At 67.2% G+C, this 16,424-nt stretch carries 4 protein-coding genes; all 4 read right to left on the reverse strand.

Going from position 1 to position 16,424, the window contains the following annotated elements; translation table 11 throughout:
• Window positions 1-21 precede the first annotated feature (21 nt).
• Entirely contained in the window at window positions 22-738 is a 717-nt protein-coding gene (locus tag M2395_RS07110; protein WP_123430868.1) for a class I SAM-dependent methyltransferase, read from the reverse strand.
• 168 nt (window positions 739-906) lie between these two features.
• Window positions 907-13,470, reverse strand: coding sequence for a filamentous haemagglutinin family protein (locus tag M2395_RS07115; RefSeq protein WP_123430869.1), 12,564 nt, complete (start codon window positions 13,468-13,470; stop codon window positions 907-909).
• A 200-nt stretch (window positions 13,471-13,670) separates the two neighbouring features.
• The gene (locus M2395_RS07120) at window positions 13,671-14,849 is read right to left on the reverse strand and encodes a substrate-binding domain-containing protein (RefSeq protein ID WP_123430870.1); all 1,179 of its coding nucleotides are present in this window, start codon (window positions 14,847-14,849) and stop codon (window positions 13,671-13,673) included.
• A gap of 125 nt (window positions 14,850-14,974) precedes the next feature.
• Entirely contained in the window at window positions 14,975-16,153 is a 1,179-nt protein-coding gene (locus tag M2395_RS07125; RefSeq protein ID WP_015635437.1) for a substrate-binding domain-containing protein, read from the reverse strand.
• Window positions 16,154-16,424: the final 271 nt, after the last annotated feature.

Below are 16,424 nucleotides of genomic sequence, written 5' to 3' on the forward strand. Positions count from 1 at the left end.
CTACGCTGTTCGAGCGGCCCCTCAGCGACTCTTGCGGCTCAGCCAGGCGCCCCAGAACAGGCTGCTGAAGAAACGTGTTCCCGCGCTGAAACCGCCCTCTTCGAGCAACCGTTGCACCGCCGCCTCGGAATGGGGCGGGTCGGCGCCCTGAAGGATTTTCCCCAGCTTGGCGTGTACCTCATCCGCCGTCGCGCCCTGCTGGCGCCAGCGTTGCCCCCAGGCCGCCAGCAGCAGGGGCTGGCTGGCGTAGGCGTAATGATTGCCGGCGACGATCAGCGGCGCGCCGGGTTTGAGGCGCCGGGCGATGGCCCGCAGCAATTGCCGCTTGGCTTCATCACCGGGCAGATGGTGCAGCACGCCGATCAGCGTGGCCCCGTCGAAGGGTTCGTCCGCCGCCAGTTCGTCCACCGTGGCCAGACGCACTTCGGTCCTCTCCAGCAAACCCTGCGCCTGCAACTGCTGGCGCGCTGTCTCCAGCATCGGTGCCGAGGGGTCTACAGCGGTAAAGCGCCAGCCCGGTTCCAGGGAAGCCATGGCGATAATCTCCTGGGCCGTGCCACCGGCCCCCACGGCCAGGATGTGGGCCGCACGCCCCTCGCCCAGGCTGGCCGCCAACATGCAGGCGGCAAGGTCATGGCAGGCGTCGTAGCCCGCCAGGGCGATACGGCTCTGGCGGGCGTATTCGTCGGCCCGCGAGCGGTCGAATTTTTCAGCCGGGTTTACCGAAGATGAGGTCATGGCAGGGCTCCATTCAAAGGATCGGGACAGGCTAGGCCATGCGGTTTGATAATTAAAATTCATTGTTTTTATTCATTGCATTCCTTCCTGGAATAGCACCTCCCCTGCTCCCCAAAAAAAAGGGGGCGATCGACGATCGCCCCCCAAGCCTTGCTACCACGAGAGAACCTACAGCGTCAGTTGCCCGCGCTCCTCATCGGTCAGGCGCGCCCGGGCCTGGTCGCTCAAGGGCCCGGCGCCCAGCACCTGCACCGGGCTGTCGGGGTTGTAGCCCGGGGCGCGGCTGGCGTCTTCACGGGGGCGTTGCACCGGTTCGCTACCAAAGCCCAGCACTTCCACGGTGACGATGGACGCCCGGCCCTGCTTGGCCGCCGCCTGCTGGTTGCGGGCGGCATCTTCCGCGGCCTGGGACGCGGCGGAGCCGGCGGCGCTGGCCGAGGTCATGGCGCCGGTGTTGACCGCCGCCGTGACCGGCACCCCGCTGGACTTGCCCTGGGTCTGGATGTTCGCCGCGTTGACCACCCGCAAAGCGGCGATGTTGACGTTGCCCGAGACCCGGATCCCCGCCTCGCCGGCATCGATGGTGCCCAGGGGCGCGATCAGGTCGATGTCGCCGGCCGCCACTTCCGGTATCGGGTTGAGAGTGGCGATCCCCGCCCCGGTGCTGGGCACCGACGGCGACAGGCTGACGTTGCCCCAGTTGTCGTAGACCCGCTTGGGCGGTGTATAGACCACGGTGGTCTTGGAACCGCGGCCGGCGTTGATGTCGCCCGCCGCCGACCAGCCCATGATCGAGCCGCCGAAGGTGGTCATGATCCGGCTCTGGCCCAGCAGGATGCTGCCCAGGGAGTACAGTTGGATGTCCCCCGCGCCCTGGGTGATGATCCCCGCCGAGGCCGGTGGCGCCGTGCCTTCGATGCCGAAGGTCTGGTTGCCGCCGGGGGTCAGCATCTGGATGTTGCCGCCAAAGTCGGTGTGCACCCCGGCACCGCCGAACAGGGTGATATCGCCCTGGTAGGTGATCGGGTTGCCCGCCACGTCGGTGCTCGGGAACAGCCCGGCAATCGCCGCACGGCCACGGGCATAGCTGCCCTGGCGCATGCCGCCTTCCTCGGTGTACTCGCGGCCGGCGGCCTTGAGCTCGGCAAAATACACATTCCGGGCAAACACCCGCTGTTGTTCCGCGGGCAGGGCCGCGTAATAGGCCCGGGCCTGGGCGCTGTCGCCGACAAAGCCGAAGCGCTCGGCCAGCCAGTCCAGCAGTTCGCCCTCGTAGGTCTTGGCCACCCGGGCGCCCGACAGGCTTTCGCCCGGCTGGGCGAGGTTGGCCGGGTCCAGGTAAGCCTCGACGAAGCGCCGGTAGTCCGGGCCGTTGGGGCCGAACCCGGCCTGCATCACGATGCTCGCCCCAGGCCGGCGGTCCCCCGGCGCCACGGCGCCGATGCTGGTGACGCTGACCTTGTCCTCCATGAGGATGTTGCGCCCCGCGGTCAGTTCCAGGGTGCCGGGGCCGGCGACGTTGAAGCTGCTGTAGAGGATGTCGCGCCCGGCACTGACGACGGAGATGTCGCTGGGGTTGTTGTGCACGAACAGGTTGCCCTGGGAGGTCGAGCCATTGACCGGGTCCTCGACGCCGAAGGTCCGGCCACTGCTGACGATATCGCGCCCGGCCATCATCCACACCGGGCGGCTGCCCTCGTACCAGGTCTGCCCCGAGTGCAACTGGGAGGCCGCCTGGCCGAAGGTGATGATCCGGCCGCTGTTGACCCCCATCAGGTCGCCGTTCACCGCATAGAAACGCGCCGGATCGGCCGGGCCGGCAACCAGCCCGGAGACGCTGCCGGAACCGAAGGCGAACAACGGCAGGATCGAGCCGATGACCGGGTTGCCGTTGACCGACAGGTTGCTGGCCACCACCTCACCCTCGATGCTGCCGACAAATGCCGGACGCCAGGGCGTGGCCACCGAAGCGGCCGCGGCGCCCGACTGGCTGACGGTGAAACCGCCCGCGTAGATCGAGTCTTGGGCCAGGAATTGCAACTGCCCTGCGGCGCCCGGCGCCAGGAACAGCGGCACCCGGTAGTTGAGGTCGCCGACTTGCGCGCTGGCGGCCTTGCCATAGTAAAGGCTGCCGCTGGCTGCCACGGCCCTGAGGATCGACGGATAGACCACCGCCAGATCGGTGCTGCCAGGGCTGGTGAGCGGGGTCAGGTTGCCGCCCAGGGACATCAGGTCGATGGCGGTACGCTCGGTCCACAGGGTGAACCAGCTCCGGCCGCTGCCTTGCTGGCTGCCACGGCTGAAGAGCGCGGTGTTGAACTGGCGGACCCGGCCCGGGTCCTCGACGTTCTGCACCACCAGGTCGCCGCGGCTCTGCAGGTTGAAGGTGGCATCGCCGGGCACCAGGGTCAGGCCGCCCTGGGCCAGGCCACGGGTGGCGCGCAACGGGTCGAAGGCCCGGGCTTCGCTGGGGTTGTGGTCAACGGCGGTGCCGCCATAGTGCAGGTCGATGCTGCCCAGGGAGGCACTCTGCAAATGGCTGCTGCCACGCAGGTTGACCACGACCCCGTTGCGATGCTCGATAACCAGGTTGCTGGCCGGGTTCAAGGCGCCCGCAATGTTCACCCGCAGGTCGCCACCACCGGTCAGTTGCAGGCTGCCATCGCTGGCGACCCGGCCGGTACTGCCCACGGCCAGCACCAGCCCCTGGCTGCGGGGCGCCACGGTGGAGGCGCCGGCGCTGTCCGTCAGGCGCTGGAGGATGCCCGCGTCACCGCCGACATTCAGCTCCAGGTTGCCGCCGCCCAGGGTGCCGAACCCGGTAAAGCCCAGCATCCGGTCGGCGCTGCCGTTGGCCGCATAGGTGCCGAAGTTGATCCACCAGGCACCGGGTTGCGCCGAACCGCCGGTGGCGACATCGCCGCTGCCCTGGCGCCACAGCCAGTTGCCCACTTCGGCGGAGTCCTGGCCGTTGTCCTTGGGGTTGGGCCAGGCACGGCTGTCGTTGGCGGTACTGCTGATATTGCCGGTCAGGTCGCCACCGGCACTGACCCGCAGGTTGCCCCCCGCCTCCGGGTACCAGGCGCGGTACAGGCTGGTGCCGCTGCCATTGACGAACTGCTCGAAGTAACTGCCCGGGTCATTGAGCACCGTGGCTCCCGTTCCCAGGGCCCGTGGCTGGTTGTAGGGATCGCCGGCCGTCGTCGCCGTGGAGGAAGTACCGGCGGTGTAGACCCCGTACAGCGAGTCCATGCTCAGGTTGCCGGCGCTGAGCAGTTCAAGGTCGCCGGTGCCGGTGCGGATCACGCTGAAGCGGCTGCTGGACGGCGTTGCGCCATAGGTCTTGCTGTCCAGAGCCATGCAGAAGGCGGGCGACTCTTCACAGAAGGCCGCGACGGACGACTGCCCCAGGTCCAGCAGGAGTTGCTCATCGATCGGATCGCCGGCCTTGACCACCACCCCGGCGCCCGCCAGCTCGTCCACCGCCAGCTGGGTCCAGGCGTAGCTGGCCTTGATCGCGCAATAGGCCGGGCTGTCGGCACAGAACTGCTCGATCGAGGTCTGCCCCAGATCCACCAGCAGTTGTTCGTCGATCGGATCACCGGCCTTGACCACTATCCCTACGCCGGCCAGGTCATCCACCGCCACCTGGGTCCAGGTCCGCACCACCTGGCTGGGCAGTTCCTTGGCGAACATCCCGTAATGGCTGTCCGCCAGATGCAAGTCACCGCTGCGTGGGTTGGCCTGCACGATGCGGCTGTCGGCTGCGCTGGTATCGGCCCCGGCCACCAGGCGCAGGGACCAGGATTGCGAGCCTTCGGCAAGCATCGGCGCAATGGCCCAGAGCTTGCCCTGGCGCCCGACGTCTTCGGGCCGCAACTGCACCGAGTCGACGCCGCTCGGCAGCTTGACGTTGGTGCCGGCCGGGATCAGGCCGCCCTTGGGCAGGGCCTTACTGCCGTCGAGCATGACGATGTTGTTGTTCACATTGGCCAGGTGTACTTGCGGCAGCGGCACGCCCTTGGGCCAGGTCATGGACCGCAGCTGGGTGCCCTGGGTCAACAGCGTCCCGGCCTCCAGACGGGTGCCGGCGACCAGGGTCCGGGGCTCGCCGAGCAGGGTGCCGGCGGCGAACAGCAGGTTGCCCGAGGCATCGCGAATCGCCGCCGCCAGTACCGTACCCGCCGGCAGTACCAGGGTCTGGTCCAGGGTCGCCGTGACCGGCAGGCGCGTGCCCGCGGCCACGGTCAGCCCCTTGATCGGCAGGTCGTAGTTGAGGGTGCTGCCCGCCGGGAAGGCGGTGCCGTCGGCGATGGTCACGCCGTTGCCCGGCACGATGATAGTGCCGCCGGTGAAGTCCACGCCCGGCAGCAGCACCCAGCCCTTGTCGTCCACGGTGGCAGGCGGCGGCGCGAAGCCGTCGTTGATGCTGCCATAGACATTCAGGTCGCCCCCGGCGCGCAGGGTCAGGCTGCCGACCTCGCCGGAACCGTAGACCGAGGTCTTCTGGCTGTGGGGGTTGAGGCTGGCATAGCGATAGCCCGACAGGTCCAGGTCGCCCTGCACCACCAGGTCGCCGTCTGCGCTCTTGCTGACGATCTCGACCCCGGGCCGCAGATGGAAGGCGTCGGCATAGCCGGCGTTGTTCAGGCCGGCCAGCTTTTTCTGCAGCAGGTCGCTGTTTTGCAGGGCCGCGTTGATAAAGGCCGTGCTCTGGGCATGCTTGGCATCCAGGTAGGCCTGGGTGATTTCCTGGTAAGGGCGGCCGCTGGCGGTGGCGTCGGTTTTTTCCGGAGCATCGTCGTAGCGGAGCATGCCGTTGACCGCAATCGAGCGCGCGCCCTGGATATCCAGCGGGCCGCGGGCATCGATGTCGATGTCGTTGCTGCTCTGGTCCGCCTGGACGAGGCGCGGCGCGTTCAGCTCCAGGGTGCCGCGGCTGCGACCGTCGTTCTGCCCCGCCGCGCTGCCCACAGCCACGTCGGTGCCGTGGCGCAGGTCGATGCGCGCACCGTCGGCCAAGGTCAGGCGGCCCTGGCCCGAGCTGAGCACCACGCTGGCGCGGTTCGGTGAGTCGATGATCTTGCCGTAGCTGTCCACCCGCAGCTTGCTGCCGTGGGCGTCGAGCACCGCGCTGCCGTCCAGGGTCAGGCCCTTGCCGGCCGCCAGGTTGATACTGCCGACCCGTTCGCCGCTGGCGTCCACTCGCCCGGTAACCCGCAGGCTGCCGTTGTCCACCGAGACGTTGACGGTGCTGGCCCTGACCCCGTCGCCGATGGTCAGGTCGCCCTGCTTGAGCTGGAAGCTGCGTGCGCCAAAGACCTGGCCCTGGTTCAGGCGCTGGTTGAGGGCGGCGAACTGCTCGTCCAGGGTGCCGCTGCTGCCCAGGTGCTGGGCCTGGATTTCCACCGTGGCGCCGAGGAACGGCACCAAGGTGCCGCCGGCATCGTAGTAGCCGCTGCTGCCGCCAAGGACCTTGCCCGCCAGGTCTACCCGCCCGGCCGCACTGTCCAGCGCCACCGCCCGCAGCTTGCCGGCCTGGTTGTGGGTGGCCGAAATGTCGATGGTCGAGCCCGTGGCCTGCAGCACATTGCCGGTAGCGCTCTGCAGCAGCACTTCGCCGCCGGCGCCGTATTTGCTCAGGTCATTGAAGGCGATGGTGCGGCCAGCCACATCGATCAGCGCCGCATCGGTCAGGCTGACATCACCCCGGGCCCCCAGGGTCACCTTGCCGCTGGGCAGCACCACGGCACTGGCCAGGCGGATGCTGTCGCCCTGCAGAGACAGTTCCGCGCCCTGGCCATTGGCCTGGCCACGAGGGCCGGCCGAGGCGCCGATATCCATGGCGCCGCCAGCGGTGATGCGGTTCACCGAGCCGGCCTCGCCGGTCATCAGTGGGGTGAGGATATTCAGGTTGCCGCCGCTGTAGGCAAACCCCTTGAGCGGATCGAAGGCGCCCTGGCTCTGGTAGACCGACAGGCTGCCCTTGTGGTTGGCGGTAATGCGCTGGCTGGCATTGAGGTCGACGTTGGCAAAACCCAGGGCCAGGCGGTCGAAACTCTTGGTGGTGCTGGGCTGGGCAAAGGCCCCGTAGCCGAACTCGATGCGTTCGGCATTGATTTGCAGGCGGCCGCTGCCGGTTCCGGCACCGCCGGCCACCACCGCGCCTGCCGGGGTCTCGGAGCCCTGCCAGATCAGGTTGGCGGTGTGGATGCTGGCCACATCATTGGCGCCCCCGGCACCGTAGATCGCCGGGGTGGAGAGCATCAGGTTGCTCAGCAGCGACTTGCCGGTCGCCGGGTCGTAGGTGTCCAGGCTGGCGCTGCCGTAGAAGTTGAAGCCGTCCCGGGCCGAGAGCTGCAAGGTCTCCAGGGCCGGGGCGCCGAACTGGGTATCGCCGCGCAGCAGGCGGTCGAGCAGTTGCTGGGTCAGGGTCATGCCGCTGGGCAGGCGATTGCCCGCCGCCGCTGCCGCCAGCGCCTCCGGGCTGCCGACGTTGATGTTGTTCAGGCCCAGGTTCAGGTGGCGGGTGCCGTAGCGCACCTGGTCGCCCAGCTCGAAGGCGTTGTCGGTCAAGGCAACGAGGCTGCCATCGGAATACAGTGCGGTCTGCCCGCTGCACGGCGCGCTGGCGCACACCCCGAGCCGGATGCCGCCGCTGGTCTGTCCGCCGGCCTGGGCCTTGCTGATCACGTTGAGCAAGCCGTTGGACACCGCCAGCATATTGGCCACCTGGTAGGTGAAACCGTCACGGGCGTCATAGCTGGCCTTGCCTCGGCCCAGGGTATTGATCGACGCGCCCTGCTCCAGGACGATCTCGCCGATGTTGCTCACCAGGAACACTTCCGGCGCGGCCAGGGTGGCGCCCTCGCGCAAGGTGATCGAGCCCTTGGGCGTGTTCACGCCTTCGGCCACGGTGATGTAGTTGCCGCCCTGGCCGTACTTGACCAGCGTCAGGCCGCCCAGCATCAGGCGCGCTGCGCCCATGGCGTTGAGGCTGTCGGCATCCAGGGTAACGCCGTTGAAACCCTGGGTGGCCGACTTGCCGGCCGCCACCACTTCGATGTTGCCACTGCCCATGTTCAACACCGCGACGGTGCCGCCATAGCCCCCCGCAGCGGCATCGAAACGGCCAATGCCCTTGAACGAGAAGGCATCCTCACCGGCCCCCGGCTCCAGGGCCAGCTTCAGGGTCTTGGCGTCCACCGGCAGCATCGGCCGTGGCACCCCGAGCTTGGCGGCATCGGCCAGGGCGAACTGGGCATAGCCGGTTTCGTTGTACTGGGAATAGCGGCGCAGGGTGTCGGCCGAGGTCAGGATCAACTGGCTGGCGACGCTGTTGCTGATCCCGGTATGGGCAATCGACAGGCGCCCGGCGGTGGACCAGGAGCCATTGCGCAACGGCTGGGTCGCGCCTTCGGTGCCGAGCCCGGCCAGGCCGTTGATCTCGACGCGAAAGGCCCCCGGCATCAGCGCATAGGTGGACGGCATCAGGGTGTAGGTACCCGCCGCCAGCCCCGGAACCCCGGCGCCAATGGTGATCTGCTGGCCGATCAGCGGGTCCACCGCGCCGCCCTCCGGTGCCACCGGCGCATAGCCCGGCTGCACCCCGGGCACTATGGCGTAGATCGGGTTGCTGCCCAGGCCCGGGAGGATGAAGCTGCCGTTGGCGCCGATCTGCACCAGCGGGCTGTAGCGCGCATCGGTGGAGCCGCCGCGCCCGGAAATGAACCCGGCGCCCAGCAGTTCGCCACCACCGGACAGGTCCACGGTGGCATCGGGCTGTACCTGCACCGACTTGCCGCCCAGGATCACCCCGACGCTCAGGTCGCTGTTCTCATTCACCAGGGCGCCCTGGCCGAGGAAGGTCACGGTCTTGCCGTTGTACTTGTAGACCTGGCCATCGACGGTGCCGCCGTAAGGCAGTACCAGGCCCTTGCCGCTGACCGAAGTCAGGCTGCCGGGCAGCAGCTCGACCTTGCTCGCGCCCAGGTTGCCGATCTCGATCAGCCCCAGGGGCGCACGGACTACCCCGCCCTGCTGGATGTTGGCCGCGCCCAGCTGCAAGCGGCCGAAGGCCGAGTACGGCACAGGCGCCTCGCCCTGGCCGGTGCGGCCGATGGTCAGGGTGCGCGTGGGGTCGAAGTTGATGCTGGTGCCGGAAATATCGTTGAGGTAGCCGGCAATCACCCGGGCCCCGACCTCGGTACCCGGGTACAACTGCGCGGCCCGCAGGGTCATGTCGCCCTGGGTCAGCAACTGGGTGCTGATGCCCTTGGCGATCACATCGGCCCCGGCCCCGGCGAGAAAGCGCAGGTCGCCCTGGCTGGTCAGTTGCACATGGTCGAACCCGCGGCGCTCGACGCTCAGCAGGCTGTTGTCGGCCTGGCGCAACGTGCCCTTGCTGCCGAACACCACGTTGCCACGCACATCGATCAGGTTGCCGCTGGCATTGAACTGCGCCTGGGTGGCCTGTTGCGACGGCGTGCCGGTGGAGACCGGACGCACGTACTGGTCCTTGGCTTCCAGCGGCGCGAGGATGCCCGCCAGCAGCAGGTAGGGTGCCGACAGGTCGACCCGGCTATTGGCCGCGGCGCTTTCGCTGAGGTTCAGGGCACCGCTGTACAGGCGCAGGCTCTGGCCCATGTTCAGCGACACATCGCCATCGAAGCTCAACAGGCCGTTGCTCAGCAGTGCCAGGTTGTCGAAGCCGCCGGCGGTGACTTGATCCACCCCGAGGCGGCCGTGGCCATACTCCAGGCTGGCGGCTGCGGCGTCGGCGCTCGCGGGCAGCGCACTGCCCTGGTGGGTCTGGCTGAGCACCAGTTCCCGGGCCTTGAGCACCCGGTCACTGACCGCGTTCTTGATGTAGTACGGGCTTTCCAGGGCCAGCGACAAGGTGCCCCCTGCAGCGCCAGCGCCTCCGGCCCGGGCGACGAAGCTGCCGTCCAGGTACAGGCCGTTGTTGGACGCGAAGCTGATGCTGCCACCGTTGCTGGCCACCTGCACCCGGCCCTGGCCGGGAATGTCCAGGGCCGCCTGGGCGCCGGAAGCGTCGAGACGCGCACCCTCGCGCACCACCACAAACAGGTCGCTGGCCTTGGCGATACCGGTGGCCAGGTCGATCTCGCCGCCGATGGCGATCTTGCCGCCATTGCGCACCTGGCCGTAACGGCGGCCACGGTTGTCCACGGCGCTCACCGCCCGCGCCGCCACATCAATCACCGCCTGCTCGCCGACCCAGATCGAGCGCCCGTGACCGGCGGCATTGGCGGCCTCGGAACTGGCCACCGTCAGGCCGCCCAGACTGACGCTGCCGCCCCAGGCATTGAGCGTGCCGTTCAGGGTCAACTGGCCGACGCTGCGCAGGTTGATGGCCTGCCCCGGGTCGACACTGATCACCGCGCCCTGCCCCACGCTCAGCGCCGTGGTGGCCAACTGGGCGGCCGTGGAGTACTGGTTGCCGGCGCTCAGGGTCAGGCCGGCGCCACGGCGCTGGGTCAGCACGCCCCTGGTTGCATCCTGCTGGTACAGCTGCGGCAACCAGCGCTCCAGCACCGTGGCCGGGTCGCTGCCAGTGGCACTGCTGCTGGCCTGGGCCCCGAAGCGGTAGACCGGCATGTTGACCTCGACCTGGGCGCCCTCGACCACGGTCAGCCCTTCGTTGCCGGTGATGTCGTAGGCGCCGAAGCCCTTGTTGAAGAAGTCCCCCGCCAATTGCAGGGTTCCGGCTTGCGGGGCGACGTCCTTGGCGCCGATCAGCACCTTGTGGGCCTGCAGGGCCAGGGTGCCGCCACCGTTGACCCCATACCCGCGCAGCTCGCCATCGAGGTCGAGCTTGCCGTCGGCCGCCAGGGTCACGTCGCCGCCCTTGCCACCGCTGGTCTTGCCGTCATAGGCAATGCTGGCGCCGGAGCTGGCATCCACCAGGGTGCCGTTGGCCAGGTTGAGGTCGCCGCTGCTGCGCAGCGACACCTTGCCCCCGTTGATAAAGGCCAGGCCGCTGCTGTCCGAGGGGTCCAGGGCCAGGTTGTTCCAGCGCCCGCTGGCATCCAGCTTGACCCCGCTGGCCACATCGACCCGGGCCTGGGCGCCGCCGGTGGGCGCGAGGATCACATCGCCGACCACGAAATTGCGGTTCACATCCACCTGGTTCAGCACGTTGCCGGCGTTGATGCTGCCACCGTGGGCGGTGAGGTTGGCGTTGATCTTGACCTCTGGCCCGAACAGGGTGATGTCGCCGCCATCGGCTACCTTCAGCGCGCCGTTGACCTGGACCTGCTGCCTGGCGCCGACCTTGATCGCCCCCAGCTGGAAGCCGTTGAGCTGGTCGCTGTCCAGCACCAGCTGGCCCTGGCGGTTGGCCGGCAGGGCTGTGGAGAGGTCCAGGCCGTCGGCGATCTTCTGCTGGTTGGCCTCGATCAGCACCTTGTCCACGCTGGGGCTCAGGGCGTAGCGCAGGGTGCCGCTGGCCTTGTTGTAGATCGGCGTGTAGTTGCCAATGATCAGTTGCGCGCGCTGGGCCGCGGCCTTGTGCGATTGCTGGTAGCCGTCCAGGTTGATGTTCGGCGCCTGGGTCTGGCGGTCGCCCTTGAACACTTCGCTCACCAGCTGGCCTTCGAGCACGGCGTTGCTGGTGCCGATCACCAGCTTGCCGGCGTCGCGGCCCACGCTGTAGCCGGCCTCGTAGCGGCGCTGCTGGGCGATCAGCGGGTTGTAGTAGTAATCGGTGCGGCCCCAGCGCGGGCTGCTGTCCACATAGCCCTTGTAGATGCCGGTGTAGAGCAGGTCCCCCGGCGCCCTGGAGAGCTCGTACAAGCGCCCGTCGGCGCCTTTGAGCCAGGTCTGCTGGATGTAGCCGCCCTGCACATCGACGGTGCCGCCGGAGAGGTTCAACTGGGCGCCGGACTGGGTCACCACGTCCTTGCCGGTGAAGGTCAGGGTACCGCCCTGGGCCATCCACTCGCCGATGTTGTGGCCCTGGGTGCCCAGGTAGCCGCCCACTTCCAGCAGGCCGCCGGCGGTGTACCTGCGATCGGTGGCGTAGCCGTTGGTGCCCGCCGGGACGAACACCAGCTCGCGCAGGTCGACCCAGACGTCGTTGTTGATCAACTGGCCGCTGTCGCGGTTGCCCGCCGAATCGCGCTGCTCGTTGCCCTGGACGTTGATCTTGATGTTGTTGGACTCCATCGCCACCTTGACCCCGACGGCGCCGGCCACATCGATCACCGCGCCATCGCGCACCAGGCTGCGCTGCCCGGCACTGACCGCCACCTGGCCACCGGTGGCCAGGGTGATGGAGCCGTCCTGGAAATCCACGGTGCCGCCGCTGACGATCTCCACCCGGGACTGGTCGCTGCGGTCGGCCACGCTGCTGAGGTTGTTGAACTGGCCGGTGATCAGGTTGGTCGGGGTGCCGTCGAGGTTGATCAGGCCGTTGTTGCGCTGGCTGTCCAGAGCGCTGCTGCCACTGCTGTCCAGAAGGATTGCGGTGGTGCTGCCCTGCCCCAGGGTCACGCTGCCGGTGCTGTCGCTGGCGGAGTTGAGCAAATGGATGGTGCCGCGGGTGTCCACCGAAGTGCTGGCCAGGGCCACGCCGTTCTGCGCCACCTGGTGCCCGGTGAGGGTGATGTCGCCCGTGGAGGCCATGATCAGGCCGCTGTTGCTGACCTTGCCGGCGCTGCTGCCGGCCTTCAGCGAAGTGGCAACTTCATTGCCCCGGGTGGTGGAGTGCTGGTTGCCGCTGGTGCCGACCCCGCGGCGGATGTAGAAGCTGTCGCCGGCCGCCAGGGTGGTCTGGCCCTTGGCAGTGACGATGGTGCCGGCATTCTCCACTTCCGAGCCCAGCAGCAAGGCAAAGCCGCCGGATTCGGTGGAGGTGGCCGCCGGGTGGGTCTGGATCAGCGCGCCACGCTGCACCTGGACCTTGCCCAGGGCATCGCTGAAGGTCGGCTGGGTGCCGTTGGCGTCCACATAGAGCCCGCGCTGGGTGAACTGCTCGTCGCTGATGGTGGCTGCGGCCGCCACCAGGTTGCGCACATTGACCTGGCTGGTGCCGCTGAAGATCACCCCGTTGCGGTTCATGATCATCACCGTACCGGCGCCCTTGATCTGGCCCTGGATTTCGCTGGGCCGTCCATTGGGGTCGTTGACCTTGTTCAACAGCGCCCAGTTGGACTGCTGCTGGAAGTCGACGGTGGTGTTGCGCCCGACGTTGAAGGTCTCCCAGTTGAGAATGGCCTTGTCGGCGGTCTGCTCGACGGTCACCGTGGTCTTGCCGCCGGACTGGCTCTGCACCGGCCCTTTGGCATTGAGCCAACCCTGGGTCAGGCTGTTGTCGACCTTCAGCCCGCCTTCGCCGAGGCCATCGGGAATGGTGCTCACCGTGCCGAATGCGGCCTGGCGTGCGGCAGCCTGGGCCGCTTGCTGGGCGGCGATGGCGGCAACGCTGGAATTGAGGTTGCTCAGGGAGCGCTGCAACTGCTGGTTGGCGCGGGTCTGCTGGGACAGCGGCGGGATCCCCGGAACCTGGCCGTTGGTGCGCGCGGCGGTGGCGGCCTGGGACGCGCCCTTGTCGGCGAACCAGCCGGAACTGAAGGCCGTGGCGCCATGGGCACTGCCCGCCACCATCAGCAGGGCGATGGCCTGGGCCAGGGGCTTGAGCCGCAGGATCGGCAACTCGCCATCAGGGCGCAGCGCGGGGGATTTGACCGGTGGTTTGCAGCGAACCATTACTACTCATCCTTTGTTATGACGCCCACGGGAGCGCGACGCTTGTAGGGCCCAGGGCGCGCGTCACTGCTTTAGGGGATAGGCCGTTGGCGCGAGGCGCGACCGAACGGATGTCACGGAAAATTCATCTTTGGGGTGCAGGGTGTTGCCCCTGCCCCTGCGTGCCACGGCGGCAGGCAGGGGCAAGCGGCGCTGGCCGGCTAGAAAGGTCGGCCAATGGCGTTGCAGATATTGGGGTTGCCGATACTGCGCAGGCTGGCGGGCGTCACGAAGGCGTTCCGTATCGCGGCCTTCCAGATCGCCGGCAAGGGTTGCAGGTTGTTGTTGAGCAGTGCCGCATCGTTAGTGACCAGCGAACCGTACTGGCGGGCAAAGAACGCCCGCACCTGGGCGGTTTGCGTCGCATCGGCGTAGCACTGGCTGAAAATCGCGGTGCTAAAGCCCAGGATCGGATAACCGACGCTGGGAAATGGCACCACCGAGGGGTCATTGCCATCGAACGAAGCGGCGAACACCGGTACCCACCTGATGGGGTCGCTGAACGGGCCGGTCGATAGGTTCGCCGTCGGCGGGCTGATCAGGCTGATGGCGTTGACGATGTTCGCCGGTGTCGGGGCTATCCCCCCTACCCGCGCTACCTTGCTGCCATCTTCCAGCCCGGCAAGGGTGCTGGATGCGTGGCTGGAACCGATGAAGGTCACACTCCCCGGGGTTGCATTGAGCACTTCCATGATCTGGGGGCTGCCCTGCGCGCTCTTGGCGGTCTGTGGCACCGAGACTGGATAAGCGTTGGCGAAGAACCGGGTCACCGCGAAAGGCCCGGCCGGTTCAGAGCACTTGGCATTGAGAAAACGGGTAAACAGCTCGGTGGTGCCACTGGGCCCTTGCGGGTAGACCACCGTCAGCGGTCCGTAAGTGCCTGCACCGCTCGACAGGTACTCCCAACGGTCCAGCCGGCCCGAGAAGATCCCGCACACGTCATTGACGCTCAGGTCCAGGTTGCCAATGCCGGCTTTGTTGAAGCGGATCGCCACCGCCGTGGCGGCGACGGGCACCTGGATCAACGGCCCCCAGCTCGCGCCATGGGCCATGGAGTAGCCGTCGAGCTCGCTGCCTCTCAACTTCGATTCAGTGGCCACCCAGTGCACGTTCCGGGTAGGGGCGCCCGGAATCAGGCGGTTGTAGTCGTTGTTCAGAAAGGCTTCCTTGTCCCCGAGATCAGAGCCGATGTAGGGCGCAAAACCCGCCGTCAGTACGCCGGGCGCCAGGTAGTACGACTGCGGCAGCGTCGACCCGCCACCGTTGATATCCGCCAGGGCCAACTGGGCACATAGGGCGCTGCCCACCAGTGACGTGGCTAACCAATGCATTTTGAACATGACATGACTCCTGTCGTATCAGGACGGGCGAGCACTCGTGCCGGACCGTTGTGCCGAGCATGAAAAAAATCAGCAACGGTCGAAACCGTTGCTGATCCGGGTGCTGCAGGTATCGGACGCGAGAGTTACAGCGGACGGCCGATGGCATTGCAGACGCTGGCGTTACCGATGCTCAGGCCGCTGGAGGCAGTGACGAACGAGTCACGTACTGCGGTTTTCCAGGCAGCTGGCAGAGGCACGAAGCGGTTGTTGTTGATGGCGGTGTCGTTGTTCACCAGGGCACCGTAGTGACGGCTGAAGAAAGCCCGTACTTGCGAAGTCTGGTTAGCGTCGGCGTAGCACTGGCTGAAGATCAGGTTGGTGAAGCCCAGGATTGGGTAACCGCTGGTTGGGTACAGGCGCAGGCTCTTGTCGCTTGGGTTGGCGTCGATGTTGGCCTGGGAAGTGAAGACAGGAACCCACAGGTTCTGGTCGCCACGAACAGTGGTATCAGGCACGGCAACCGCGGCGATAGCCGAGGAAACGTTGGCAGGCGCCGGGGAAACGCCAGCCACCTTGGCCACCTTGGTAGCGTCGTCCAGGCCGGCCAGGGTCGGCGCGGCGTAGTCCGGGCTCATGTAGGTGATGCGACCGTCGCCAGCGTTCAGCGCGTCCATGACGCCTTGGCTGGTAACAGCGGCAACCGCACCGGCAGGCAGGCCGCCGGAGTAGCTGGAAGCGAAGTTGGTGGTCACGGCGAAGGTGCCGGTCTCGGCGCACTTGGCGTTCAGGAAGCGGGTGAACAGCTCGGTGGTGCCGCTGCTTTCATTGCGGTAAACCACGGTGATGGCGCCGGTACGGCCCGAACCTGCAATCTGGCTCCAGTCGGAAACACGGCCCGAGAACACGCCGCACAGGTCGTTGACGCTCAGGTTAACGGCAGCAGTGCCGGCCTTGTTGAATGGAACGGCAACCGAAGTGGCTACCGAAGGCACCTGGATCAGCTTGCCCCAGGCCGCTTGGTGATTGTCTTGATAACCTTTGAGCTCTGCTGCGCTGAGCTTGGAATCGCTACCGGCCCAGTGCACGTTCTTGCCGGTGGTGCCGGCCACGAACTTGGTGTAGTCGTTGTTCAGGAAGGCAGCCTTGCCGTTGCCGCTGCCTACGCCGATGTAGGGAGCGAAGCCGGCGGTCAGTACGCCAGCGGTCTGGTACAGCGGTTGTGGCAGGGTTGCGCCACCGCCGTTGATATCAGCCATTGCAGCCTGTGCCGAGCACAGGGCAGCCAGGGTCAGGGATGCCGCGAGAACGTTGCGCTTAAACATGAAGAATCTCCTTTCGTCGTGTTCGTACGTTGGGTGAATAGCTCTTGCATGACGCCATGGCACTCGGGCCAGAAGCCTTGATCCAGACGGCTTGATGGGTGAGGCCATGGGGAGAGAAGTTCGCAGTTTCCGGTGACAGATAAAGGAAAAAACCTCGGGAGAAAGCGGCTGTTTTTGCAAAAGATTCTCGGGTGTTTGTCGGAGGTTTTCGCGCCTTTCCCGGGAAAATGACCGCCAGGTTGCCGGGGCTGGAAGCGGCATTGCCCTGCAA

This window comes from Pseudomonas sp. BIGb0176 (assembly GCF_024810175.1).
Lineage (GTDB): Bacteria > Pseudomonadota > Gammaproteobacteria > Pseudomonadales > Pseudomonadaceae > Aquipseudomonas > Aquipseudomonas protegens.

Coding starts and splice junctions, on each gene's coding strand:
- M2395_RS07115 (WP_123430869.1), bottom strand. CDS start 13,470: ATGGTTCGCTGCAAACCACCGGTCAAATCCCCCGCGCTGCGCCCTGAT.
- M2395_RS07110 (WP_123430868.1), bottom strand. CDS start 738: ATGACCTCATCTTCGGTAAACCCGGCTGAAAAATTCGACCGCTCGCGG.
- M2395_RS07120 (WP_123430870.1), bottom strand. CDS start 14,849: ATGTTCAAAATGCATTGGTTAGCCACGTCACTGGTGGGCAGCGCCCTA.
- M2395_RS07125 (WP_015635437.1), bottom strand. CDS start 16,153: ATGTTTAAGCGCAACGTTCTCGCGGCATCCCTGACCCTGGCTGCCCTG.